This window comes from Marinobacter sp. UBA2498 (assembly GCF_002341575.1).
GTDB classification, from domain to species: domain Bacteria; phylum Pseudomonadota; class Gammaproteobacteria; order Pseudomonadales; family Oleiphilaceae; genus Marinobacter; species Marinobacter manganoxydans.
The window spans coordinates 6,905-29,715 of sequence record NZ_DDOI01000067.1 but is presented as its reverse complement, the minus strand read 5'-3'; the positions used below and the strand labels follow the sequence as shown (position 1 = coordinate 29,715).

The window sequence follows — 22,811 nt, the reverse complement described above, 5'->3', positions numbered from 1 at the left end:
ACTGGGTTCCGTTAATCGAAATTGAGGCCGGGTGCCAGAGACTCTGGCATCTCACTCTTGCCGGCCTCCAGAGAAGCCATGGGCCAGGCACAGTAGTCGGCAGCGTAGTAGGCGCTCGGGCGATGATTGCCACTGGCGCCAACACCACCAAAGGGCGCCGCGCTGCTGGCGCCGGTCAGCGGCCGGTTCCAGTTCACGATACCGGCGCGCACTTCTTCCACCAGCCGTTCATAGAGTTTCCGGTCGTCCGTCAGGATGCCCGCTGACAGCCCGTAGTGAGTATCGTTCGCCAGTGCCAGTGCATCATCAAAGCTCTTGTAGCGATACACCTTCAGCAAGGGGCCAAAGAACTCTTCATCGGTCACGTCCAGACCTGTGGCATCCACGATACCAGGCGACAGCAGGCCGGTTCCGGACTTCAGGGACTTCATCTCCAGCAGGGATTTGCCGCCCTTCTCAAGCAGGCTGGCCTGGGCCGCCAGGAGTTTTTCGGCGGCCTCCGCGGAAATCACGGAGCCCATAAACGGCTGCGGATCGGCATCGAACTCGCCGACCTTGATTCGGGCGGAGACTTCCACCAGCCGGTCGATGAACGCGTCACCTTTCTTGCCCTTGGGTACCAGCAGGCGACGTGCACAGGTACAGCGCTGACCGGCCGACAGGAAGGCCGACTGCAGGGCATGGTGCACTGCACCATCCACATCAGCCACATCCTGAACGATCAGCGGGTTGTTGCCGCCCATCTCCAGGGCCAGGATTTTCTCAGGCTGGCCACCGAACTGTTTGTGCAACAGATGACCCACGGTAGAACTGCCGGTAAAGAACAGGCCGTCAATCAACGGGTGGCCGGCCAGGGATTTGCCCGTGGCAGAAGCGCCCTGGACGAGGTTGATCACTCCATCGGGAATGCCGGCCTTCTCCCAGAGTTTTACCGTCAGCTCGGCGACCCCCGGGGTCAGCTCACTCGGTTTGAACACCACCGTGTTACCGGCGAGCAAAGCCGGCACTATGTGGCCATTCGGCAAATGCCCTGGAAAGTTGTAGGGGCCGAAAACCGCAACGACCCCGTGGGGCCGGTGCCTGAGCACGGCGTGACCACCGGCAACATCGGATTCAGATGTCCCGGTACGGTCGTTGTAGGCTTTCACGGAAATGCCGATCTTGCCGATCATCGCCGCCACTTCCGTGCGGGATTCCCACAGCGGCTTGCCGGTCTCCAGGCCAATCTGGTGTGCCAGCTCTTCCTTGTGAGCCTCAAGCAGTTCACCAAAGGCTTCAACAACGGCCTGGCGTTCGGCAAAGCTCTTGCGCTGCCACTTCACAAAGGCATTGCGGGCTTCACGAACGGCCGCATCCACATCCTCCAGATTGGCGCTTTCGCCATCCCAGAGTGTTTCACCGGTCACCGGCTGGACAGATTCGAATACCGGCCCGTGGCCCGGTAGCCAGAGCCCGTCGATAAACAGTTCACCCGTCAGCTTTGCCATTTCGATGCACCTCCCGGTACTGAGCTTCTATAACTATGTTTGGTCAGCAGCCCCGAGTCTTTCAAGGGGGCCAGGCGAACCGGATCGCCAGATTCAATCTGCAAGGCTTCGGCAACTTCAGGTGGCAGGCTGACGGTATCCGGTCCGATACAATCTATCGGCACGGTAGTCACCCGGAAATCCCGGAATGAGCGGTTCGAAACCATGACCCGCTCCTCAGATGGAACGTCCAGGTTGACCGGTTTGCGAGTGACCATGGCGTGCCGGTTCATGCCTTCGCGAACCGTCCGGACATTGTGAACGAAGGCTTCAACCACGGGCCCGCCATCAAATATGTCTACCAGTCCGTTGAAGTTGAACCCCTCGGACTGAAGCATCCGGAGTGCCGGAGCGGTGTTGTCATGGACCCGGCCGATCACGGCACGTGCGGAATCCGGCAACATGGACAGGTATATCGGATACTTGGGCATCAACTCGGCAATAAACGACTTGTTGCCCAGCCCCGAGAGCATGTCCGCTTCGCTGAACTCCATGTCGAAGAATTTGGTTCCCAGCGCGTCCCACAGAGGGCTCCGGCCGTTGGCATCCGACACGCCCCGCATTTCCGCGAAGATTTTTTCCGAGAAGTGTTTGCGGAATTCATCCAGGTACATGAACCGGCAGCGGGAAAGCAGCAGGCCGCTGCCTCCGCCTTTGTACTCATCGGAGAGCAGCAGGGAGCAGATTTCGCTGGTATCGGTCATGTCGTTTGACAGATGCAGCGTTGGAGTCCGCACGTGCACACCCAGCTCTTTCGAGGCATTGACGGTGACGCTCAGACGGTAATTGTAGAAAACTTCATCCAGACCAACGCGAGCCTGGATACCGCTGATACCGACCGTTTTCTTGCGTTCGGTATCCTCCAGAGCGAAGAGATAGAGCCCTGCTTCCGGTGCAATGCGCTGGTTGAAGGTTTCACGGGCGTGATTGATCTTCTTCTGCAGCAGCTCGCGATCCGCCGGCAGGGTGGTCAGCCCCTTCCCGGCGCTTTGGGCCATGGCATACAGGTCGTCCAGATCGTTTTCCTGCAACGGGCGAATTACCAGCATGGTGTCGCCTCCGTGATCCCGGCGGATTGATACGTAACTGCGTCCTCGGTGCCCGAATAGGTCATAGCGGCGCGATCCTTACCCGGTCACCCGCGGTCCGGTTCAGCGTATGCCAGGTCGAGACCGGCACCTTGAGTTTGTCGTCCAGTGTTTCGGCGACCGGTGTCAGGGTGCAGCGAAACTGTTCACCCTCGCCGGCGGCAATGAGACAGGTTTCGCCGGTGTCCTCGTTGGTCCCATGAAGTTCCTTCGGGTGACTGGTCACGAGGGTTTTCAGGCTGTCGGTACGAGCTTCAAGAACCGGACCGGCATCAAAAATGTCCAGATAGTTTCCCGGCTGGAACCCTTCCCGCTGGAGCAACTCAAAGTTGGGTACAGTAATCTGGTGCGGCTGACCCATCGCCTTCTGGGCCGATTCACTCAGCAGCGTCACGTAAATGGGATTGGGCGGCATGAGCTCTGCGATGAAGGTTTTACTGAGCTGCCCGGAGTACTGGTCCGCCGTTTCAAAATCCATATTAAAGAAATGCCGGCCAAGGCTGTCCCAGAAGGGCACGCTCCCGTCGTCCAGCTGAACGCCCTGGATTTCCACGGCCATACGCTGGGCAAACCATTCACGGTGATCAGCAATAAACAGAATCCGGGCCCGCGACAGCAACTCGAACGCATCCGTACCCTGCAGCCCCGGGCGGATCGAGAAAGAGCACAGCAGCGATACATCGGTCAGCGAGTGGGAGGGGTACAACACCTCCACACGGCGGGACACTCCCAGTTCATGGGAGGCATGGATCAGGGCATCCCGCCGGTAACTGTAAAAAGGCTGGCCATTGCCGGCATGGGCATCGATACCGGCCGTGCCGGCGATGTCTCCGGTCTCAGTGTCCTCAAGCACGAACAGGAACCTGGGAGGGTCATCCTCTGCGCTGATCCGGCCGGCAAACGACGCCAGGGACTGCTCGATCTTGTAGGCCAGGGCGTCGCCCTGTTTGGGCAGGGTGGAAGAAAGACGGGCACACTGGGTGCCCGCAATGGCGAGAATCTGGTCCAGATCATCCGGCTCAGCCGGACGTACCAGCCACATAAGATCTCCTTAGGCCGTCAGTTTTTTCACTGCCGCTTCGAAACGCTCGAGGGCTAATTCAATGTCCGGTTCCGGGATAATCAGGGATGGCGCCAAACGAATCACGTTTGCGCCGGCCACCAGAACCATCACGCCCTCTTCCAGCCCGGCGTTCAGGAAGTCCTTGGCCTTGCCCTGCCATTTCTCGGTGAGCACGCAACCGAGCAGCAGGCCGGCACCGCGCACTTCGGTGAACACGCCGTAGCGTTCGCCAATATCCATCATGCCCTTGCGGAGCTTGTCGGAACGGGCTTTCACACCCTTGAGAATCTCCGGCTGGCTGACGGTATCCACTACCCGCTGCGCCACGGCGCAGGCCAGTGCGTTACCGCCGTAGGTACTACCGTGAGTACCGACGCCCAGGCTGGCTGCAACCTTGGCCGTGGTCAGCATGGCTGCGACCGGAAAACCGCCGCCAAGCCCCTTGGCACTGGAGAGAATATCCGGCACCACGCCATACATCTGATAGGCGTAGAAGTGGCCACTTCGGCCAACGCCGGACTGAACCTCATCAAACACCAGCAATGCGTCATTTTCGTCGCACAAATCTCGCAGCCCCTGAAGGAATGCCTGGTCGCCGGGCATAACACCACCCTCACCCTGAATGGGCTCAACCACGATGGCACAGGTTTTCTCCTTCGAGATCAGTTTCTTCACGGATTCCAGATCGTTGAACTCGGCATGGTGAATGCCGCCGGGTGCCGGCTCGAAACCTTCCAGGTACTTGGGTTGGCCGCCTACGCTCACGGTAAACAGGGTGCGCCCGTGAAACGAATTCTTGAACGAAATGATCTCGTTCTTCTCTTTACCGTGATGCTCCCAGGCGTACCGACGGGCCAGCTTGAACGCCGCTTCGTTGGCCTCGGCTCCGGAGTTGGCGAAGAACACGCGCTCGGCAAAGGTGAGGTCACACAGAGTTTTCGCCAGACGCAGGGCGGGTTCGTTAGTCATCACGTTGGACAGGTGCCAGATTTTCTCAGCCTGATCGTGCAACGCGCCCACCAGCCCCGGATGGGAATGGCCCAGGCAGGTCACTGCGATGCCGCCCTGGAGATCGATGAACTCGCGGCCTTCCTGATCCCAGATCCGGGAGCCCTCTCCTCGCACCGGAATGATGGAACCGGGAGCGTAGTTGGGCACCATGACTTCATCGAACAGTTCGCGGCTGACGGGTTCTTTATTCATAAATCTCTCTCGGGAAAGCGGCTAAGCAATTAAAAATAGTTGAGTGGCCGCACCAAACAAGTAAGTAGGTGTGCGGACTCTTGCACCATAATACGCCACTCACGGCATAAGAACATCCGGTTCCCCGATGGCAGGCAATTCGATCACCTGCTGCCGTTCGTGCCCGCCCTTTTTTCTGTCCATGAGGGCGCCGATCAGAAGTTTGTAGGAATCCAGGTCAAAGGTGACTGCCTGGCCACTGAGTGAGAGATCCGCCAGTTCCTCCTCTTCATGGAGGGTGGCTACATGCATCCAGTTATAAACCACCAGGATGTCCGTGCGCCCGGACCGCTCATCCCGCTCAACGATCCCGACCGGCCCTTTCCAGGGCCAGGTTTTCAGTCGCAGGCCGTGGAAGGCAATCTGCACCCTGAGGTTATAGCGCTCGACATTCTCGAGTTCCTCACAGGCGCCCTTGCAGCGCCCCAGTGCGCGCTGGAAACAAGGACCCTCGTGCTCCGGCTCCAGGCCGAGTAGCCGGTTGCACAATTCATTCTTGGCCGCGATGCCGCTCAATGCCCGCTCGGCATCCCGCTTGCTGCGAAACAACCCGAAATAGTCCCCCAACCGGTGGGGCTCGATTTCACGAACCAGGCGCGCCTGGAGATACCCCGCCTCGTTTTTCGACAGCTCAATGCTCACCAGATTCTTGGCCGCCCGGGAGCGACGGTTGAACAGAGGCTTCAGGGTCTTGATCTGCTTGAGTTCCAGCAGGAGCGCGCCAAGCTCGCCGGCAGTTTCCGTCCACTCAACACGGCGCAGACTCTCGGACATTCTTACACCACGGGCAGAGTTATGATCGCCGGAAAAGTGCGAGGCCACCCGCTGGGCAATATTGGTGCTTTTGCCCACATATAGAAGTACATCGTTTTCGCCGTAAAACCGATATACCCCAGGGCCCCGGGGCAGGTCCTGAAGCGTATCCGACGGAAGGTGGGAAGGAATACTCGGCCGTTGCAGCAGCTCTCGGAGAGCCTTATCTAACTTCCCGTCGCCTTTTTCCGAACGTGCATGCTCAAAGAACGCAAGCATGGCGGACACATCGCCCATGGCCCGGTGGCGCTGAACCCGGGCAAGGCCATGGCGGGCAATCAGCGCGTCCATGTTATGCCGCCGGAATTCCGGATACAGCCGCCGGGAAAGCTTTACCGTACACAACACCTTCGCTGAGAACAGGCGCCCCAGTCTGCGGAATTCGGATTTGATAAAACCGTAATCAAAGCGGGCATTGTGAGCGACAAACACCTTGCCCTTGAGTTGCTCCTCCAGCTCATCCGCCACCTCTTCAAACAACGGGGCATCGGCGACCATTTCATTGGAAATGCCGGTAAAGTTCTCGATAAACGGGGATATCCGCGTTTCCGGATTCAGCAGCGTCTGCCACTCACCCACCACCTCGCCGGCCTGCCAGAACCGGATACCAATCTCGGTAATCCGGTCCCGGGCTGAATTACCGCCGGTGGTTTCAATATCAAGAAACGCGAACGTGGCTGACTCAATAACTGTACTTTCGGACGTCATGGAACAACTTTACGCCTCATTGGCAACTGCAGATGTCTGTATATGAACGAAAAGCTGTTATAGACATTCGTCTAATTTCTGCATGAATTTATTTAAATTGTCACGAATTCGTAACTACCTTGTTTTTGGGTCCAACAACAAAAATGTGTAGAGACAACAACGATGCAAAGCAACAAACTGAGATTGACAAATCGACGAAGAAATTTCTAACGGCGGTCGCGCCGGTAACTTTGCCAAAATCACAAAAGGCGACGCTGACACAGCCGACGGCCATTTTGGCATGGACGCAAATACCAGCCGTGTCGGTCTTTCTGTGGTTAATCCGGAAGGGGTCAAAGTTGTTGTCGAATTCGACTTCAGCAATAGCGCCAGCCTTGATCCGCGCCTGCGCCACGCTTATGGCGAATACAACAATGTCAGAATTGGTCGGTACTGGTCCAACTGTAACTCCTGGGTCGGCAACACTGCTAACGTGGACTTCGATGGCGTTCCGGGTACTGCTGGTGCACAAGACCGTACCGAGCAAATCACCTACATGAGCGGCCCGTTCTCCGTTTCACTGGAGAATGCTATCGACTACGGCGGAGTAGTAGGCGTAGCTCCGGTTCTTACACTTCAACCCGACGGAACGCAACAGCTAGAGCCAACACCGGGCCAAGATAGAGGCACCGTCGCCAGCTCTCCTGCACTGACTGCAAAGTTTGAAGATTCACAGGGTGGATTTTCTTACGCAGCAGCCGTCATGGCCAAGCAAACAGCTTACGACACAGGTTCGGCCGATGATTCAGCCATCGGTTTTGCCGGTTTCCTGGCTGGTAAAATTGCCATTACCGATATGATCTCAATCCAGGGTGCGATCAACTATGCAGATGGCGCCAATGCGTATGTATATCGCGCGGGTAGCAACTTTGCCGGAGCAGACGCAGCAACCACGACTGAGCAGAACACGTCCATGTATATCAACTATATGTGGAGCCCGGTTGATAAGGTTAGCATGGGCGTACAGTTCGAGAATCTGGAAACTGAAAGCCAAGGCGGAGCCGACGGCGACGCAAATCGTCTCATGTACGTAGCACAATACAGCTTCTAATCCTTCCGTTAGAAGTTAGTTAACTCAGCAGAAACCCCGGCTCCGGCCGGGGTTTTTGTTTGTGCGAAAAAGCGATCAGGAAAGAGCCAGAACGACAAAGGCCGGTGCGGCTTTTCAGAACTGTAGAGGGCCAGGGATGGCCCGAAACAAGCGCACAGGGATGTGCTTGTAGCGTGTTCTGAAAAGCCGCACCGGCCTTTGTCGCGCCACCCAACCCTCAGGCTGGGTGACAACTAGCTTCCTATCACAGCAGAAGGGAACGAATATCCCCAAGAAGCTGACTGAGCACCGTGGTAAACCGGGCGGCATCCGCCCCGTTTACTGCACGGTGATCGTAAGACAGCGACAACGGCAGCATTAACCGGGGCTGGAACTCCTTGCCATCCCAAACCGGCTTCATCGCCGCCTTGGAAACCCCAAGTATCGCCACCTCCGGCGTATTCACGATCGGCGTAAATGCCGTGCCGCCAATACCACCCAGACTGGTGATGGTAAAACAGGCACCCTGCATCTCTGCCGGCTTCAACTGCTTGTCCCGGGCTTTCTGGGCAAGCTCGGCGCTCTCGGCAGCAAGCTCCCACAAGCCCTTCTTGTCCACATCCTTGATAACCGGCACCATCAGCCCGTTGGGCGTATCCACCGCAATCCCGATGTGAATGTACTTCTTGCGAACCACCTCCTTGCGCTCCATGTCCAGGGACACGTTGAACTGGGGCAGTTCTGCCAGCGCCGTGGCACAGGCCTTCAGCAGGAACGGCAACGGCGTCATTTTCACGCCCTTCTTCTCGCCGGCTGCCTTCTGGGCCTTGCGGAAATCCTCCATGTCGGTGATGTCCGCATCCTCGAACTGGGTGACGTGAGGCACGTTCAGCCAGCTGCGCTGCATGTTGTTGGCCGTAGCGAACATCATCCGCGACATGGCCTCACGCTTCACTTCACCAAACTGGCTGAAGTCTGGCAGCTTGACCCCGGGGATACCGGAGCCGGTGGCAACACCGCTACCCTGCTGAGCCTGCTTCAGCTGGCTCTTCACATAGGCGTGGACATCGTCCTTGATAATCCGGCTCTTCGGGCCAGAGCCCTTGATGCGGGCCAGATCGGCACCCAGCTCACGGGCCAGCTTGCGAACAGCAGGGCCAGCATGGACCTTCGCGCCAGGCGTGGGCGGCTCATAGGTTGCACCCTGAGGTTCAGGGGCAGACTCTACTTGCTGCTTTGGCTTCTCTTCGGACTCGGGCTCCGACTTCGCTTCCTTCGCCGGTTCTTCAGACGCCGGCTCGGAGTCGTCTTCCGATTCGCCGCCCTCTTCCTGAACGGTCATCTCCAGCAGCTCATGGCCCTCGGAGAGCTTGTCACCCTCGGACACCAGGATCTTGCCCACTTTGCCCGAGTACGGCGAGGGAATCTCCATGGTGGCCTTGTCCGATTCCACGGTAACCAGCGGATCGTCAGCCTCGATGGTATCGCCTTCGGCGACATTGATTTCGATTACCGGAACATTGTCGAAGCCATCCAGCGCAGGAACCTTCACGGTCTCCTTGCGTGAGCCACCGGAAGCCTTCTTCGGCGCCGGCTTGCTCTCTTCGGATTTCTCCTGCTTCTCGGCTTCGCTCTTTTCCTCGGCTTTTCCTTCCGGCTCTTCCTCGGAATCGTCAGAGCCACCACCATCGGCACTGGCTTCCATCATCCCCACGACGTCGCCTTCCTTGACCTTGTCGCCCACCTTAACGGTGATCTTGGTGATCTTGCCAGCACCGGGCGACGGCAGCTCCACCGAGGCTTTGTCTGACTCTACGGTCAGGATCGGATCTTCTGCTTCAACCGAATCCCCTGCGCTGACGGTGATTTCGATAACCTCGACCTCATCCGCACCGCCGAGATCCGGAACCTTGATTTCCTGTTCACTCATGGCGGTCTCCTTAGCTCAGCACCGGGTTCGTTTTGTTGCGATCGATTCCGTACTTGCGCATGGCTTCGAGAACCACATCGTTCTTCACCTCACCGTCCTTGGCCAGAGCTGACAGCGCCGTGACTGTTACGTAGTAACGGTCGACTTCAAAGAAGCTGCGCAGCTTTTCCCGGGTGTCGCTGCGGCCAAAGCCGTCGGTGCCCAGGGTCAGGAAGGTTTTCGGGATGAACGCCCGGAGCTGCTCGGAGTGCAGCTTGATGTAATCGGTGGAAGAAACCACTGGCCCGGTCTGCTTCTCCAGACACTGGGTAACATACGCCTTCTTCGGCTTGTCATCCGGGTGCAGGCGGTTCCAGCGCTCTACGTGCAGGCCCTCACGGGCGAGCTCGTTGAAGCTGGTAACACTCCACACATCGGAGGCAACACCCCAGTCGTCTTTCAGCATCTGGGCGGCAGCGCGCACCTCGTTGAGGATAGCGCCCGCACCAAGCAACTGAACCCGAGGCGTCTTCTTGTTGCCCTTGGTTTCAACAGACTCGAACTTGTACATGCCCTTGATAATGCCGTCTTCGCAATCCTTGGGCATGGCAGGCTGTTCGTAGTTCTCGTTTTCGATGGTCAGGTAGTAGAAGACGTTCTGGTTGTCCTCGAACATCTCCTTCATACCCTTGCGGAGCACGACCGCCATTTCATAACCATAAGCCGGATCGTAGGCTTTACAGTTCGGAATGGTGTTGGCCAGCACGTGACTGTGGCCGTCCTGGTGCTGCAGGCCTTCGCCGTTCAGGGTGGTCCGGCCGGCGGTACCGCCGATCAGGAAACCACGGGCCTGGATGTCACCGGATGCCCACGCCAGATCGCCAACCCGCTGGAAACCGAACATGGAATAGAAGATGTAGAACGGAATCAACGGGAAGTTGTTGGTGCTGTAGGAGGTCGCTGCCGCCATCCACGCTGCCATGGAGCCGTCTTCGTTGATGCCTTCCTCAAGAATCTGGCCTTTCTTGTCTTCCCGGTAGTACATGATCTGGTCACGGTCTTCCGGCACATACTTCTGGCCCTCGGCGGTGTAGATGCCGAGCTGACGGAACATGCCTTCCATACCGAAGGTACGGGCTTCGTCGGGCACGATGGGTACCACACGCTTGCCGATGCGCTTGTCCTTGGTCAGAGCTGTCAGGATACGGACGAAGGCCATGGTGGTGGAGATCTTCCGGTCGCCGGAGCCCTCCAGTACCGCTTTGAAGATGTCCAGATCAGGAATCTGCAGCGGCTGGCAATCCTTGCGGCGCTTGGGATAGAAACCACCCAATTCCTGCCGGCGCTTCTTCATGTAGACGATTTCCGGGCTATCCGGCGCTGGCCGGTAGTAGGGAACGTCCTTGAGCTCCTCATCCTTCAGCGGCACTGCAAAGCGGTCGCGGAACGATTTAAGCTGCTCGATATCGAGCTTCTTCAGAGAGTGAGCGGTATTCTGCGCCTCGCCGGCCTCACCAAAGCCATAGCCTTTGATGGTATGAGCCAGTATGACGGTCGGACGCCCACCGTTCTTATTGATGGCATGATGGAAGGCTGCATAGATCTTGTAAGGATCATGGCCACCCCGGTTGAGCTTGTTGATCTCCTCATCCGACAGGTCCTCAACGAGCTTGGCTGTTTCGGGGTACTTGCCGAAGAAATTCTTACGGGTATAGGCCGGGCCATTACTCTTGAAGTTCTGAAGGTCGCCGTCACAGACCTCGTCCATGACGCGCTGCATCTTCCCTTCTTTGTCCCTCTCGAACAGGGGATCCCAGTGGCGACCCCAAACGACCTTCAACACGTTCCAGCCGGCACCGCGGAAGACACCCTCAAGTTCCTGGATAATCTTGCCATTACCACGGACTGGGCCGTCCAGACGCTGAAGGTTGCAGTTAACCACAAAGATCAGGTTGCTGAGGTTTTCCCGGCCGGCCATGGAGATAGACCCCAGGGTTTCCGGCTCGTCACACTCGCCGTCACCGACAAAGCACCAGACCTTGCGATCGCCCATCTCGATGAGCTCCCGGCTGTCCAGGTACTTCATTACGTGGGCCTGATAAATGGCCTGAATCGGGCCCAGACCCATGGAAACCGTGGGGAACTGCCAGTAATCCGGCATCAACCAGGGGTGCGGGTAAGACGAAAGGCCGGTGCCATCTACCTCTTCGCGGTACTTGTCGAGATCTTTTTCATCGAACCGGCCTTCAAGATAGGAACGTGCATAGATGCCCGGAGATGAGTGCCCCTGGAAATAAACCAGATCGGATTCGCGCTTTTCGTCGCCACCATGGAAGAAGTAGTTAAAGCCAACATCGTAGAGGGTCGCAGCCGACGAGAACGAGGAGACATGGCCGCCAAGATCTCCGGGACGCTGGTTGGCGCGCATAACCATGGCCATGGCATTCCAGCGGATCAGGGAGCGAATACGGCGCTCCATGAAGAGGTCGCCGGGCATCGGCGCCTGCTGGGACACAGGAATACTGTTCCGGAATGGCGTGGTAATGGAATATGGCAGTTCGGTTCCGTCACGGCTCGCCCGTTCAGAGAGCCTCTCAAGAATGTATTTGGCCCGGTCTACGCCTTCGTTCTCGATCAGAGATTCCAGCGCGTCCAGCCATTCACTGGTTTCAATGGGATCATCGTCCTGGTACATCAAACCCTCCCCTTGGCATCAAAAAGTGCAGCGCCGCCACGATCAGCAGCCGGGCGCGTTGCGGTGTCGATAAGCTGCGATGAAATGCAGTGTTTTGTTGTGGGTATGTCAGCCTGACAGGTGTACCGGCTCCCAGTACACAGAACCTGTACAAAGCATAGAACAGCTTTCACACTTTTCCTGCCCGATCGCACCCGATTTACGGGCTTTTGGCCCCACGAATGATCGGTATGCCGATGAAGCGCGCGGATCAGCCAACCCATTTTGTCGTCTTTTTACTACATTTTTAACGCTAAATTCAATTTACACCCTATCCAAATCCATTTCAGGGGCGCTCTTTGCGGTTACTTACGGAAGAATGACCGTTTTTGGACCATCAGACAACCAGACTGCGACCAATGTCGTAGCATTCTTATCAACCGGAAAATTGATTACCACGCTAAACGATATCCTCGCCGCAATTCGCTACACATTCGCCGCCGTTAGCGATTTTTGTTGAATATTCTGAGCCTTCAACTCTTCTACCCATCTAATTTACCGGAACTTTTTAATTAGACCTGAAAATAATCCCCCGTTTATGTATACTCGCCTGCCTGATTTTTAACCACCGAAAAGTGGTCGGACCACTTTTTCCGTCATTGGCACCAACAGAGGGCGATCTATGAACTCCATCGTCACCTTTCCGAACCGGATTCCCACTACCGAGTTCGAGGAACGGCGTTTCAAGGTCTACACAGACCGCCAGCTCGACAAGATTGAAGTTATTCAGAATCTCCCTGAGGAGACGCTGTTTGAAATGAAGGTGGTAGCCAGCGTGCTACCGTTCCGGGTCAACGAATATGTGATCAATGAACTGATCAACTGGGACAAGGTTCCCAACGACCCGATCTATCAGCTTGTCTTCCCCCAGAAAGGCATGTTGAAAGAAGAGCATTACGAGCGCATGGCAACAATGCACCGGGAAGGTGCCGACAAAAAAGAGATCCAGGCGGTTGCCAAGGAAATCCGGGATGAACTGAACCCGCACCCGGCAGGCCAGATGGAAATGAACATGCCGGAGCTCGACGGTGAGGTGCTGGACGGCGTTCAGCACAAGTACCGCGAAACAGTGCTGTTTTTCCCGGCCCAGGGTCAGACCTGCCACTCTTACTGCACCTTCTGTTTCCGCTGGGCACAGTTTGTCGGTGACAAGGACCTGAAAATGGCCAGCACCGAAGCCGAGAAGCTCCACGGCTACCTGCAGGAGCACACCGAGGTAACCGACCTGTTGGTGACCGGTGGTGATCCAATGGTCATGAAAACCAAGAACCTGGTGCAGTATCTCGAGCCACTGCTGCAGCCCGAGTTCGACCACATCCAGACCATCCGCATCGGCACCAAGGCCCTCACCTTCTGGCCCTACCGCTTTGTGACCGACAAGGATGCGGATGAGCTGATCGATCTGTTCGCTCGTCTCGTGGACGCCGGCAAGCACGTGGCCATCATGGCCCACTACAACCACTGGCAGGAAATCACCACCGAGATCGCCGAAGAGGCCATCCGACGTATCCGCGCCACCGGCGCCGAGATCCGAGCCCAGGGCCCGCTGATCAAGCACGTCAACGACGATGCCGACGCCTGGGCAAAACTGTGGAAGAAGGAAGTGCAGCTGGGCATCATCCCCTACTACATGTTTGTAGAGCGGGACACCGGTGCCAAAAACTACTTTGAAGTACCTCTCGCCGAAGCCTTCCACATCTATCGGGAAGCCATGAAAAAGGTCAGCGGCCTGGCCCGGACCGCCCGCGGCCCCTCCATGAGCGCCGGCCCCGGCAAGGTGGAGATTCAGGGTATAACTGAAATCAACGGCGAGAAGGTGTTCGTCCTGCGCTTCCTGCAGGGTCGTAATCCGGACTGGGTTCAGCGCCCGTTCTTCGCCAAGTACAGCGAGACGGCCACCTGGCTACACGAGCTGGAACCGGCCTTTGGCGAAGAGAAGTTCTTCTTTGAAGATGAGTATGAAGCCATGAAGAGGGGCAACGGCTAAAGGCCGGCCCTGGCGTGATAAAAAGCGGCCCCAGTGACGGGGCCGCTTTGCTTTTCAGCGATTGGAACGACGCGCTTTCCAGTTGGGAATAACCCAAAAGACCAGGGCTCCGAACACAGCCCCGATAATGCCAATCAACGCTACCTGCAGACCACCATTACCCAGAACCCCATCCTGGACGTTCTCCATCGCCAGCAAGCCGGCAATGAGGATCCATGGAGTGAGAAGAATAAGGGCGCTCAAAGCCAGAAATCGCTGAATTCGACGATCATCTTTTCGACTACGCATAATGACCTCTCCCAATAAATGAGCCTATGAATACTGCATCTATTAGTCATTGGATCAGGTTCGTTATTTTTGCCTCACAAACTTGGGCACAAACCCCTCTGGCTTGTCCCTGAGCCACTCAACAAACGTCCGCAACTCCTCCAGCTGCAGCAGCTTTTCCCGGGTGTTGAAGTACAGACCCAGTTCGTATTCCGAGCGAGCTTTATGAATGGCGTTATGACACGGCCTGCACACCCACAGGGTTCGGGTGATCAGATCTTCTTTGGTGAACAGTTTCTGGAAGCGCTTCTTCCGATGCAGGTGCTTGGGGATAAGGTGGTGCCGGGTGAGCCTGGCAACCGGGCGTTCGCAGAGTTCGCAATTGTCTGGCTGGGGTGGGAGCTTGAGCATTGTGTTTGCTTGAACGAGGGCCGGATGAAGACATTCACCCGGCCCCGGATTCAACCTCGGGTTCTGATCTCCCCGAGCAACCTAATCAGTGCATCAGGGTATAGAGCTTTCGCCGATAGGTCCGCACATCCGGGTTATTGTTACCCAGCTTGTCGAACAGCTCGATCAGCGTTGTCTTGGCCACTTCGTCCTTGTATTTACTGTCCACCTGCATCAAACGGATCAGAAGATCCATGGCCTCGGCGTTGTTCTCCTGTAATACGTGGTGGAGCGCCAACTGATGCAGAGCGTTCGGGTCTTTGGGATCCTGCTCCAGCGCCATTTCGAGATCCTTGATCGGTGGCAGCTCGGCAGACTGCCGGAGAAACTTCAGGCGGGCCGCCAACTGCTTTGCCTGGTGCTGCATCTTCTCCTCCGGCGGAAGGCTTTCCAGTACCTGTTCAGCCGTCTCAAGATCACCCATCTCCGCTTTCAGCTGGGCAAGATCAATCAGTACCTTCAGGTTCTCGGGATCCTCCTGGTTCATCTGCGACAGGATGGCCAGCGCTCCCTCAACATCGCCCTCTTCCCAGATCCGATGGGCCTTGTCATACGGATCCTCCTTTGGCGCTTCAACATGCTTGTCCAGAACCTTGCGGATTTCGTTTTCCGGCAGCGCACCGTTAAATCCATCCACCGCCTGGCCATTCTTGACCAGAATGACCGTTGGCAGACTGCGCACACCAAGGCTGGAGGTAAGCTGCTCTTGCTCGTCCGCGTTCACCTTGGCGAGCATGAACGCGCCCTGGTAATCCTCAGCGAGCTTTTCCAGCAAGGGCATCAACTGCTTGCACGGAGCGCACCACTCAGCCCAGACATCGACCAGAACGGGTGTGCTGGCAGAGGCTTCCATCACCTTCTGCTGAAAGTTTTCCATGGTAGCGTCAAAAATATACGGAGAGTTGCTCATGCAAGGCACCTGAAAAGTCGTATGAATCATCGGAAACTGCCAGAGACATGGGGCCAACTCCCGGAAATTCAAGCGCCAACAGCGCCAACCCAACTCCTTGAAATCACCGTATCTGCCGTTACATAGCTAATAAGCAACGCCCCGGGGCAACGACGCAGCAGCCCGTCCCGGGCAGATTCACAACCTTTCCGGATGGATACTCGCGGCATGAATGATGAGACGCAAAACGATTCACTAGAGGAATTCGAAGAGGACGTGACCGAATATATCGGCAAGGACGAGCACAGCAAGAGCCTTGCCCTGCCCCAGCAGATGATGCCCCGGCGCATGTACGTGCTGCCGGTTTCGAACCGTCCGTTTTTCCCGGCCCAGGTGCAGCCTGTGGTGGTCAACCAGAATCCGTGGCAGGAAACCCTGAAGCGGGTCGGCGAAACCGACCACAAGGTCATGGGTATCTGTTTTGTGGAAGAAGAGGATGCGGAGGCAGGCGTTCCTGCCAGCGAACAGCTGGAGACCGTCGGCTGCGCCGTGCGCGTACATCATGCCCAGAATGAAAGCGGCAAGGTTCAATTCATCGCCCAGGGGCTTCAACGCTTTCGGATTGTCCAGTGGTTGCGCCGCAAACCGCCTTACCTGGTTGAAGTGGAATATCCGGCAGAACCGGAAGAAGAGGCAGACGAACTCAAGGCCTACACCCTGGCCATTATCAGCGCGATCAAGGAGCTGCTGCGCACCAATCCGCTGTACGGCGAGGAGGTAAAACAGTACCTGTCCCGGTTCGGGCCGGATGACAGTTCTCCGCTTGCCGACTTTGGCGCCTCGATGACCAGCGCTCCGGGTAACGAATTGCAGGATGTGCTGGACACCGTTCCCCTGCTCCGCCGCATGGAAAAGGTCCTGCTCCTGATGCGCAAGGAACAGGAAGTCGCTCGGCTGCAGTCGGAAATCAGCGAGGAGGTTAACGCCAAGGTGCAGAAGCACCAGCGCGAGTTCTTCCTGAAGGAACAACTCAAGGTCATCCAGCGTGAGCTGGGCATGGCCAAGGACGACAAGACCGCAGACGTGGAGCGTTTCGAGCAGCGCATGGCAGAGCTGCAACCGCCCGAGGCTGTGCAGGAGCGTTTCCGGGATGAACTCGAAAAACTGCAGGTGCTGGAACAGGGCTCCCCGGAATATGGCGTTACCCGTAACTATCTGGACTGGCTGACCCAGGTTCCCTGGGGCGTTCACTCGGAAGATCACTTCGATCTGGCCGAAGCAAGGCGGATACTCGACCGCGATCACGACGGCCTCGACGATGTGAAAGACCGAATCATCGAATTTCTGGCGGAAGGAACGATCAAGGGCGAGGTCAGCGGTTCGATCCTCTTGCTGGTAGGCCCACCGGGCGTTGGCAAGACATCGATCGGCCATTCCGTGGCGGATGCACTGGGGCGGAAGTTCTATCGCTTCAGCGTTGGCGGCATGCGGGACGAAGCTGAAATCAAAGGCCATCGCCGCACTTATATCGGCGCCATGCCAGGCAAGTTTGTCCAGGCACTGAAAGATTCAAAAGTGGCGAACCCGGTCATCATGTTGGATGAAATCGACAAGATCGGTGCGTCCTTCCAGGGCGACCCGGCCTCTGCCCTGCTGGAGACACTGGACCCTGAACAGAACCGCGACTTCCTGGACCACTATCTGGATGTCCGCATGGACCTCTCAAAGGTTCTGTTCATCTGCACCGCGAACCAGCTGGACACGATTCCGCGGCCGCTGCTGGACCGCATGGATGTCATTCGTCTGTCCGGCTATATCGCGGAAGAGAAACTGGCCATCGCCAAGCACTTCCTGCTTCCCAGACTGCTGAAGCGGGCTGGGCTGCTGAAAAAGCAGCTCAACATCACGGACGCAGCGATCAAGCAGGTTATTGAGGGCTATGCGCGAGAGGCCGGCGTGCGGAGCCTGGAAAAACTCCTGCACAAGATACTCCGCAAGGGGATCGTGAAGCTGCTGGAAAACCCGGACCAGCCGGTCAAGGTGGGCGTGTCGGATCTGCAGAGTTATCTGGGGCAGCCTTCGTTCAAGAAAGAGAAATCCCTGAAAGGCACCGGCGTTGTCACTGGCCTGGCCTGGACCGCCATGGGCGGAGCCACCCTGAGCATCGAGGCCTCCAGGATTCACAGCGCACAACGCGGCTTTAAACTGACGGGCCAGCTGGGTGATGTCATGAAAGAGTCCGCAGAAATCGCCTACAGCTATGTGTCCTCAAACCTCAAGCGCTTCAAAGGCGACCCGACGTTCTTCGACAAGTCCTTCGTGCACTTGCACGTGCCCGAAGGCGCCACGCCGAAGGATGGCCCCAGCGCCGGTGTCACGATGGCCACCGCCCTGCTGTCGATCGCACGCGGAGAGGCGCCACAACAAAACATCGCCATGACCGGAGAGCTCACCCTGACCGGACAGGTGCTGCCGGTAGGCGGCATTCGAGAGAAGGTCATTGCGGCGCGTCGGCAGAAAATCAGTAACCTGATCCTGCCGGAAGCCAATCGGGGGGATTATGAGGAGCTGCCGCAGTACCTGAAGGAAGGCCTGGCGGTGAACTTTGCCAAGCATTACAGCGATGTTTTCCAGGTGTGCTTCGCCAATAAGCCGAGGAAAGGGTCTTCGGTGCACTAATGGCAGGAGAAAGCCTGGCTCATTGAGGTCAGGCTTTCTCCTTCCACCCGTCATCCTTCAGAACCGACCCAACGGTTAGCACCGGTGATGCATCAATATCATCCGCATCCATCATGTTGGCCACCCGCTGAAGCGAAGCCAGGATCATCGTTTGCTCCCATTCTGCCAGGCTCTGGAATTTCTGAATGAAATCCTCCTGCAACGGATTGGGCGCCCGGGCCAGAAGATCTGCACCTTCCTCGGTCAGGTGCGCGTGAACCTTACGTTTGTCCTGGGTGCTGCGTACCCGATAAACCAGTTTCCGATGCTCGAGGCGATCCAGGATGGTGGTTACCGTCGCCTGGCTGAGACTGACCTTTTCCGCAATGGTGCCGATAGTCACCTCGCCCAGATCCCGAATCGTTCTCATGATCAGCAGCTGGGGCCCCGTGAGCCCGGCATGCTTGCTGAGACGCTTCGAATGAAGGTCCGTCGCCCGGATAACCCGCCTGAGAGCTACCAGTACATCTTCATAACTGTTCACAGCAATACTCCGATTCGGTCATGGGAATTTCTTTATACCCCTAACTATTAGAGGTCTTTGCACCCATGATTGCAAGTCAGGGAGATTCCCGGCATTTCTTCGGCCTTCCACTATGCTAAGGTTTCCCACTTGTTCCACTTACGACAGACGGACGGAATGCGCCCGATGATCAAGTATTTCCTGCCTTTTCTTTTGATGACGACGTTCGCCGGTACCCTCTTCGCCCAGGATAAACTGGGGCCAGAGGGAGAACTCACCTCAGAAGACCTGAGAGAGAGCATCAAGACTCTGGAAAAGCCGATGTATACCCCTTTTATCGAGCTTTACCTGTTAGAAGAGAGCAAAGCGTTGCGCAAAGAAATGCAGAACACCCGCGCAGAACTGATCGAAAAGGTGGTAGACAAGGAACTGTCCGTTGCCGACAAAACCATGTCCTATGCCACCGATACCGTTACCTACTTCTTTTACTTGATCGCCGGCGCCACCTCCATTCTCGTGGTGATCGGCTGGAACTCCATCCGGGACATGCGCAATCAGCTGACCAGTCTGGCCGAAAAACGGGTCAACGAGCTGGTGATCGAGTATGAGCAACGGCTCGAGTTCATCGAGGACCAGCTCAAGCAGAAATCCGACATCATTCACCAGAACCAGGCCGAGATCGAGCGCACCAACGAAGTGCATTCCCTGTGGCTGAAAGCCAGCCAGGAAACCTCACAGCAGAACAAGATTTCCGCCTACGACCAGATTCTGGATCTTCGCCCGGATGATGTGGAAGCTCTGAGTTACAAGGCCGACGCTGTCCTGGAAATGCAGGAACCGTTGTGGGCCATCAGTCTCTGCCAACGCGCGCTGAAGCTTGCACCGGATAATGGCCACGCGCACTATCAGCTGGCATGCGCCTATGCGGAAATCGGCCGCTGGGAGGACGCAGTAAGCACCTTGAAGAAAGCTATTGAAATTTCCGAGGCATACCGCGACGATGCTTCCGTAGACGTGAGTTTTGATCAGCTCCGCGAACATGAGAGCTTCCGGGTGCTGGTCTCAGAGGATGAAGAAGACGGCAGGGACGCGTGACAACGTTCAGAGCGGCACGGGTTTTGCCTTTGCAGACTGGCCCGTGTTCCGGAGCAAACTCCAGAGCCATCTGCTTGACAAGCAGTGAGGTGTGGTGTTTTTTTTAACTCTCTGAGAACACAAGAATAACCCTGAAATAAAACAGGACAGACTCAATGAGAACTTCAGTAAAAAAACTCGTAACCGCTGTTAGTACTTCCGTCGCCCTGATGGGTGCCGGCCACGCCGCCGCAGAAATCCAGATCGGTATCGCCGGCCCCATGACTGGCCCCGTTGCCCAGTATGGTGACATGCAATTCTCTGGCGCCCGCATGGCGATCGAGCAGATCAACGCCAATGGCGGTGTCATGGGCGAAGAGCTCGTTGCCGTTGAATACGACGACGTGTGTGACCCGAAGCAGGCCGTAACGGTTGCCAACAGCCTGGTCAACGATGGCGTTCGTTTTGTAATCGGCCACCTGTGCTCCAGCTCTACCCAGCCCGCATCTGACATCTACGAAGATGAAGGCATCCTGATGGTGACGCCGGCTTCCACCAGCCCGGAAATTACCGAGCGTGGCTATGAACTGGTGTTCCGTACGATCGGCCTCGACAGCATGCAGGGCCCGGTTGCCGCCAACTACATCGCCTCACAGAGTCCTGAGCGCGTGGCCATCGTTCACGACAAGCAGCAGTACGGTGAAGGTATTGCCACCGCGGTTCGTGACACCCTGAAGGACGCTGGCGTTGAAATCGCCATGTTCGAAGGCATCACCGCCGGTGACAAGGACTTCTCATCACTGGTCACCAAGCTCAAGCAAGCTGATGTGGACTACGTTTACTACGGCGGTTACCACCCGGAGCTGGGTCTGATCCTGCGCCAGGCTGACTCCGCTGGTCTGGATGCCCGTTTCATGGGCCCAGAGGGCGTGGGTAACAAGGACATCAATACTATCGCCGGCGAAGCAGCCGAAGGCCTCCTGGTAACCCTGCCACCGGCATTCGATCAGAAAGCTGAAAACCAGGCGCTCGTGAAGGCGTTCCAGGACAAAGGCGAGGATCCTTCCGGTCCGTTCGTTCTGACCTCCTACACCGCGGTTCAACTGGTGGCAGAAGGTATTGAAGCGGCCGACTCCACCGATCCGTTCGATGTTGCCGCTGCGCTGCGCGAAGGCACCTTCCAGACTCCGATCGGCACCGTTGAATACGACAAGGCCGGCGACATGAAGTCATTCGAGTTTGTTGTGTACGAATGGCATTCAGATGGAAGCAAAACTCCGGTAAACTAAGCCAAAATCGTTAACAAACGGTAATCATGAGAACACCTTCTCACCGCGATCCGGGAGAAGGTGTTTTTCTAGGCTCCTGTTGATCCTCCCCCACTTCCTGCCCGGATATCCCGGACACGGGGTGTGGTAGCGGAGGGAGCAGGCTTTCGGAGTCCCATAACAATGCAAGACCTCCTTTATTTCTCACAGCAGCTCATCAACGGGCTGACGATCGGGAGCACTTACGCCCTGATCGCCATCGGCTACACGATGGTTTACGGCATCATCGGCATGATCAACTTTGCCCATGGTGAAATCTATATGATCGGTGCCTACACGGCGCTGATTGCCATTACCGGCCTCGCCGCTCTTGGCATTGCCTGGTTGCCACTGATACTGATCGTCGCACTGCTGTGTGCCATGATCGTCTCCAGCTCCATGGGCTGGGCAGTGGAACGGGTGGCCTACCGGCCCGTGCGGGGGCGTCACCGCCTGATCCCGCTGATCTCCGCCATCGGCATGTCCATCTTCCTGCAGAACTACGTTCACCTGGCACAGGGATCCCGCAACATTGGTTTCCCGGCCCTGATTGACGGTGGTTTCAACTTCGGTTCCGGTGACGGTTTCCAGATGTCCCTGTCCTATATGCAGATCACCATCTTCATCACCACACTGATCTGTATGACAGCCCTGTCCCTGTTTATTTCCCGTTCACGGACTGGCCGCGCCTGCCGGGCCGTGTCACAGGACCTGGGTATGGCCAACCTGCTGGGCATCGACACCAACCGGATCATCTCGGCAACCTTTGTGATCGGTGCGGCACTGGCAGCCGTTGCCGGCCTGCTTCTGGGCATGTACTACGGTTCGGTTGATCCTCTGTTCGGCTTCATTGCCGGCTTGAAAGCCTTTACCGCAGCGGTACTTGGCGGCATTGGCAGCATACCCGGCGCGATGCTGGGAGGACTGATATTGGGCGTGGCAGAGAGCATGACCTCCGGCTACCTCAGCGGTGAGTACAAGGATGTGATCTCATTCAGCCTGCTGATTCTGATTCTGCTGTTCAAACCCACCGGCCTGCTCGGCAAACCGGAGGTTGAGAAGATCTGATGGCTGCTAACAATTTCAGACACGCACTTTTCTGCGCGTTCATTACACTGATCATTTCCTACCCGATCATTGGGTTCAATCTTGAGGCCCAGGGCATCAACGTGACCCTGACCGGCGCCGATGCCACCACCATCGTGATGGTATTGCTCGCGGCAGTGATCGTATTCCTGTTCCAGATGTTCCGGGAACAGATCATGGGAGGCCTGAAGAGCATTCCCCATCCTCTGCCCCAATCCAACAAAGAGCCGATGGCGGAAAACCGTCGGGCAAAGATTGAGTCCTGGGTACTGACCGGCATCGTGGTTCTTGCACTATTCTGGCCCTTCTTCGTGTCCCGCGGTTCCGTGGATCTGGCCACACTGGTGCTGATCTATGTGATGCTGGCCCTTGGCCTGAACGTCGTGGTCGGTCTGGCCGGACTTCTGGATCTTGGCTA

General features: G+C 56.9%; 18 protein-coding genes. 7 read left to right on the top strand and 11 right to left on the bottom strand.

Features of this window, described 5'->3' with window-relative positions:
• Positions 1-11 precede the first annotated feature (11 nt).
• The 5 genes from astD to B2W52_RS09350 form a co-directional block, all read right to left on the bottom strand.
• Positions 12-1,487: a succinylglutamate-semialdehyde dehydrogenase gene (astD, locus tag B2W52_RS09370; protein ID WP_053113022.1), complete on the bottom strand. Its 1,476-nt coding sequence runs from the start codon at positions 1,485-1,487 to the stop codon at positions 12-14.
• On the bottom strand, positions 1,475-2,575 hold the full coding sequence (astA, locus tag B2W52_RS09365; RefSeq protein WP_014578269.1) for an arginine N-succinyltransferase: 1,101 nt from the start codon (positions 2,573-2,575) through the stop codon (positions 1,475-1,477). The genes astD and astA overlap by 13 nt, the downstream gene beginning before the upstream one ends.
• A 61-nt stretch (positions 2,576-2,636) precedes the next feature.
• Positions 2,637-3,656: an arginine N-succinyltransferase gene (locus tag B2W52_RS09360; RefSeq protein WP_092033293.1), complete on the bottom strand. Its 1,020-nt coding sequence runs from the start codon at positions 3,654-3,656 to the stop codon at positions 2,637-2,639.
• A gap of 9 nt (positions 3,657-3,665) precedes the next feature.
• Positions 3,666-4,880 carry an aspartate aminotransferase family protein gene (locus B2W52_RS09355; protein ID WP_014578271.1) on the bottom strand — a complete coding sequence of 405 codons (1,215 nt, stop codon included), beginning with the start codon at positions 4,878-4,880 and terminating at the stop codon, positions 3,666-3,668.
• 99 nt (positions 4,881-4,979) lie between these two features.
• Positions 4,980-6,440 (bottom strand): exonuclease domain-containing protein, encoded by a 1,461-nt coding sequence (locus B2W52_RS09350; RefSeq protein ID WP_104270741.1) that lies wholly within the window; start codon positions 6,438-6,440, stop codon positions 4,980-4,982.
• 280 nt (positions 6,441-6,720) lie between these two features.
• On the opposite strand from B2W52_RS09350, the gene B2W52_RS09345 reads away from it, so the two are divergent.
• Entirely contained in the window at positions 6,721-7,530 is an 810-nt protein-coding gene (locus tag B2W52_RS09345) for a porin (RefSeq protein ID WP_104270742.1), read from the top strand.
• Positions 7,531-7,774: 244 nt separating this feature from the next.
• Here B2W52_RS09345 and aceF read toward each other — a convergent pair whose 3' ends face one another.
• Complete coding sequence (gene aceF, locus B2W52_RS09340) at positions 7,775-9,439, bottom strand: dihydrolipoyllysine-residue acetyltransferase (RefSeq protein WP_273018309.1); 1,665 nt, start codon at positions 9,437-9,439, stop codon at positions 7,775-7,777.
• 10 nt (positions 9,440-9,449) lie between these two features.
• A complete protein-coding gene (gene aceE, locus B2W52_RS09335) occupies positions 9,450-12,113 on the bottom strand; it encodes a pyruvate dehydrogenase (acetyl-transferring), homodimeric type (RefSeq protein WP_053113028.1) in 2,664 nt (887 codons plus the stop codon).
• 661 nt (positions 12,114-12,774) lie between these two features.
• On the opposite strand from aceE, the gene B2W52_RS09330 reads away from it, so the two are divergent.
• Entirely contained in the window at positions 12,775-14,139 is a 1,365-nt protein-coding gene (locus tag B2W52_RS09330; protein ID WP_053113029.1) for a KamA family radical SAM protein, read from the top strand.
• A gap of 54 nt (positions 14,140-14,193) precedes the next feature.
• On the opposite strand, the gene B2W52_RS09325 is transcribed toward B2W52_RS09330, so the two are convergent.
• The 3 genes from B2W52_RS09325 to trxA form a co-directional block, all read right to left on the bottom strand.
• On the bottom strand, positions 14,194-14,427 hold the full coding sequence (locus B2W52_RS09325; RefSeq protein ID WP_014578277.1) for a hypothetical protein: 234 nt from the start codon (positions 14,425-14,427) through the stop codon (positions 14,194-14,196).
• A gap of 63 nt (positions 14,428-14,490) precedes the next feature.
• Entirely contained in the window at positions 14,491-14,817 is a 327-nt protein-coding gene (locus B2W52_RS09320) for a hypothetical protein (protein ID WP_014578278.1), read from the bottom strand.
• A gap of 85 nt (positions 14,818-14,902) precedes the next feature.
• A complete protein-coding gene (gene trxA, locus B2W52_RS09315; protein ID WP_014578279.1) occupies positions 14,903-15,766 on the bottom strand; it encodes a thioredoxin in 864 nt (287 codons plus the stop codon).
• Positions 15,767-15,973: 207 nt separating this feature from the next.
• Here trxA and lon point away from each other — a divergent pair, with 207 nt between their 5' ends.
• A complete protein-coding gene (gene lon, locus B2W52_RS09310) occupies positions 15,974-18,424 on the top strand; it encodes an endopeptidase La (protein ID WP_273045361.1) in 2,451 nt (816 codons plus the stop codon).
• A 28-nt stretch (positions 18,425-18,452) separates the two neighbouring features.
• Here the strand turns inward: lon and B2W52_RS09305 are convergent, their stop codons facing one another.
• Complete coding sequence (locus B2W52_RS09305; RefSeq protein WP_008171562.1) at positions 18,453-18,947, bottom strand: MarR family winged helix-turn-helix transcriptional regulator; 495 nt, start codon at positions 18,945-18,947, stop codon at positions 18,453-18,455.
• A 165-nt stretch (positions 18,948-19,112) separates the two neighbouring features.
• Between B2W52_RS09305 and B2W52_RS09300 the strand changes: the two genes are divergently transcribed.
• The 4 genes from B2W52_RS09300 to B2W52_RS09285 form a co-directional block, all read left to right on the top strand.
• On the top strand, positions 19,113-20,021 hold the full coding sequence (locus tag B2W52_RS09300; protein ID WP_053113031.1) for a tetratricopeptide repeat protein: 909 nt from the start codon (positions 19,113-19,115) through the stop codon (positions 20,019-20,021).
• A gap of 155 nt (positions 20,022-20,176) precedes the next feature.
• Positions 20,177-21,289, top strand: a complete 1,113-nt coding sequence (locus B2W52_RS09295) for a branched-chain amino acid ABC transporter substrate-binding protein (RefSeq protein WP_053113032.1) — start codon at positions 20,177-20,179, stop codon at positions 21,287-21,289.
• Positions 21,290-21,451: 162 nt separating this feature from the next.
• Positions 21,452-22,375 (top strand): high-affinity branched-chain amino acid ABC transporter permease LivH, encoded by a 924-nt coding sequence (gene livH, locus B2W52_RS09290; RefSeq protein WP_014578284.1) that lies wholly within the window; start codon positions 21,452-21,454, stop codon positions 22,373-22,375.
• The coding region (locus B2W52_RS09285; protein ID WP_286802674.1) for a DUF3382 domain-containing protein at positions 22,375-22,811 on the top strand (437 nt) is incomplete at its 3' end. The genes livH and B2W52_RS09285, both read left to right, overlap by 1 nt.

Coding starts and splice junctions, on each gene's coding strand:
- astD (WP_053113022.1), bottom strand. CDS start 1,487: ATGGCAAAGCTGACGGGTGAACTGTTTATCGACGGGCTCTGGCTACCG.
- astA (WP_014578269.1), bottom strand. CDS start 2,575: ATGCTGGTAATTCGCCCGTTGCAGGAAAACGATCTGGACGACCTGTAT.
- B2W52_RS09360 (WP_092033293.1), bottom strand. CDS start 3,656: ATGTGGCTGGTACGTCCGGCTGAGCCGGATGATCTGGACCAGATTCTC.
- B2W52_RS09355 (WP_014578271.1), bottom strand. CDS start 4,880: ATGAATAAAGAACCCGTCAGCCGCGAACTGTTCGATGAAGTCATGGTG.
- B2W52_RS09350 (WP_104270741.1), bottom strand. CDS start 6,440: ATGACGTCCGAAAGTACAGTTATTGAGTCAGCCACGTTCGCGTTTCTT.
- B2W52_RS09345 (WP_104270742.1), top strand. CDS start 6,721: ATGGACGCAAATACCAGCCGTGTCGGTCTTTCTGTGGTTAATCCGGAA.
- aceF (WP_273018309.1), bottom strand. CDS start 9,439: ATGAGTGAACAGGAAATCAAGGTTCCGGATCTCGGCGGTGCGGATGAG.
- aceE (WP_053113028.1), bottom strand. CDS start 12,113: ATGTACCAGGACGATGATCCCATTGAAACCAGTGAATGGCTGGACGCG.
- B2W52_RS09330 (WP_053113029.1), top strand. CDS start 12,775: ATGAACTCCATCGTCACCTTTCCGAACCGGATTCCCACTACCGAGTTC.
- B2W52_RS09325 (WP_014578277.1), bottom strand. CDS start 14,427: ATGCGTAGTCGAAAAGATGATCGTCGAATTCAGCGATTTCTGGCTTTG.
- B2W52_RS09320 (WP_014578278.1), bottom strand. CDS start 14,817: ATGCTCAAGCTCCCACCCCAGCCAGACAATTGCGAACTCTGCGAACGC.
- trxA (WP_014578279.1), bottom strand. CDS start 15,766: ATGAGCAACTCTCCGTATATTTTTGACGCTACCATGGAAAACTTTCAG.
- lon (WP_273045361.1), top strand. CDS start 15,974: ATGAATGATGAGACGCAAAACGATTCACTAGAGGAATTCGAAGAGGAC.
- B2W52_RS09300 (WP_053113031.1), top strand. CDS start 19,113: ATGATCAAGTATTTCCTGCCTTTTCTTTTGATGACGACGTTCGCCGGT.
- B2W52_RS09295 (WP_053113032.1), top strand. CDS start 20,177: ATGAGAACTTCAGTAAAAAAACTCGTAACCGCTGTTAGTACTTCCGTC.
- livH (WP_014578284.1), top strand. CDS start 21,452: ATGCAAGACCTCCTTTATTTCTCACAGCAGCTCATCAACGGGCTGACG.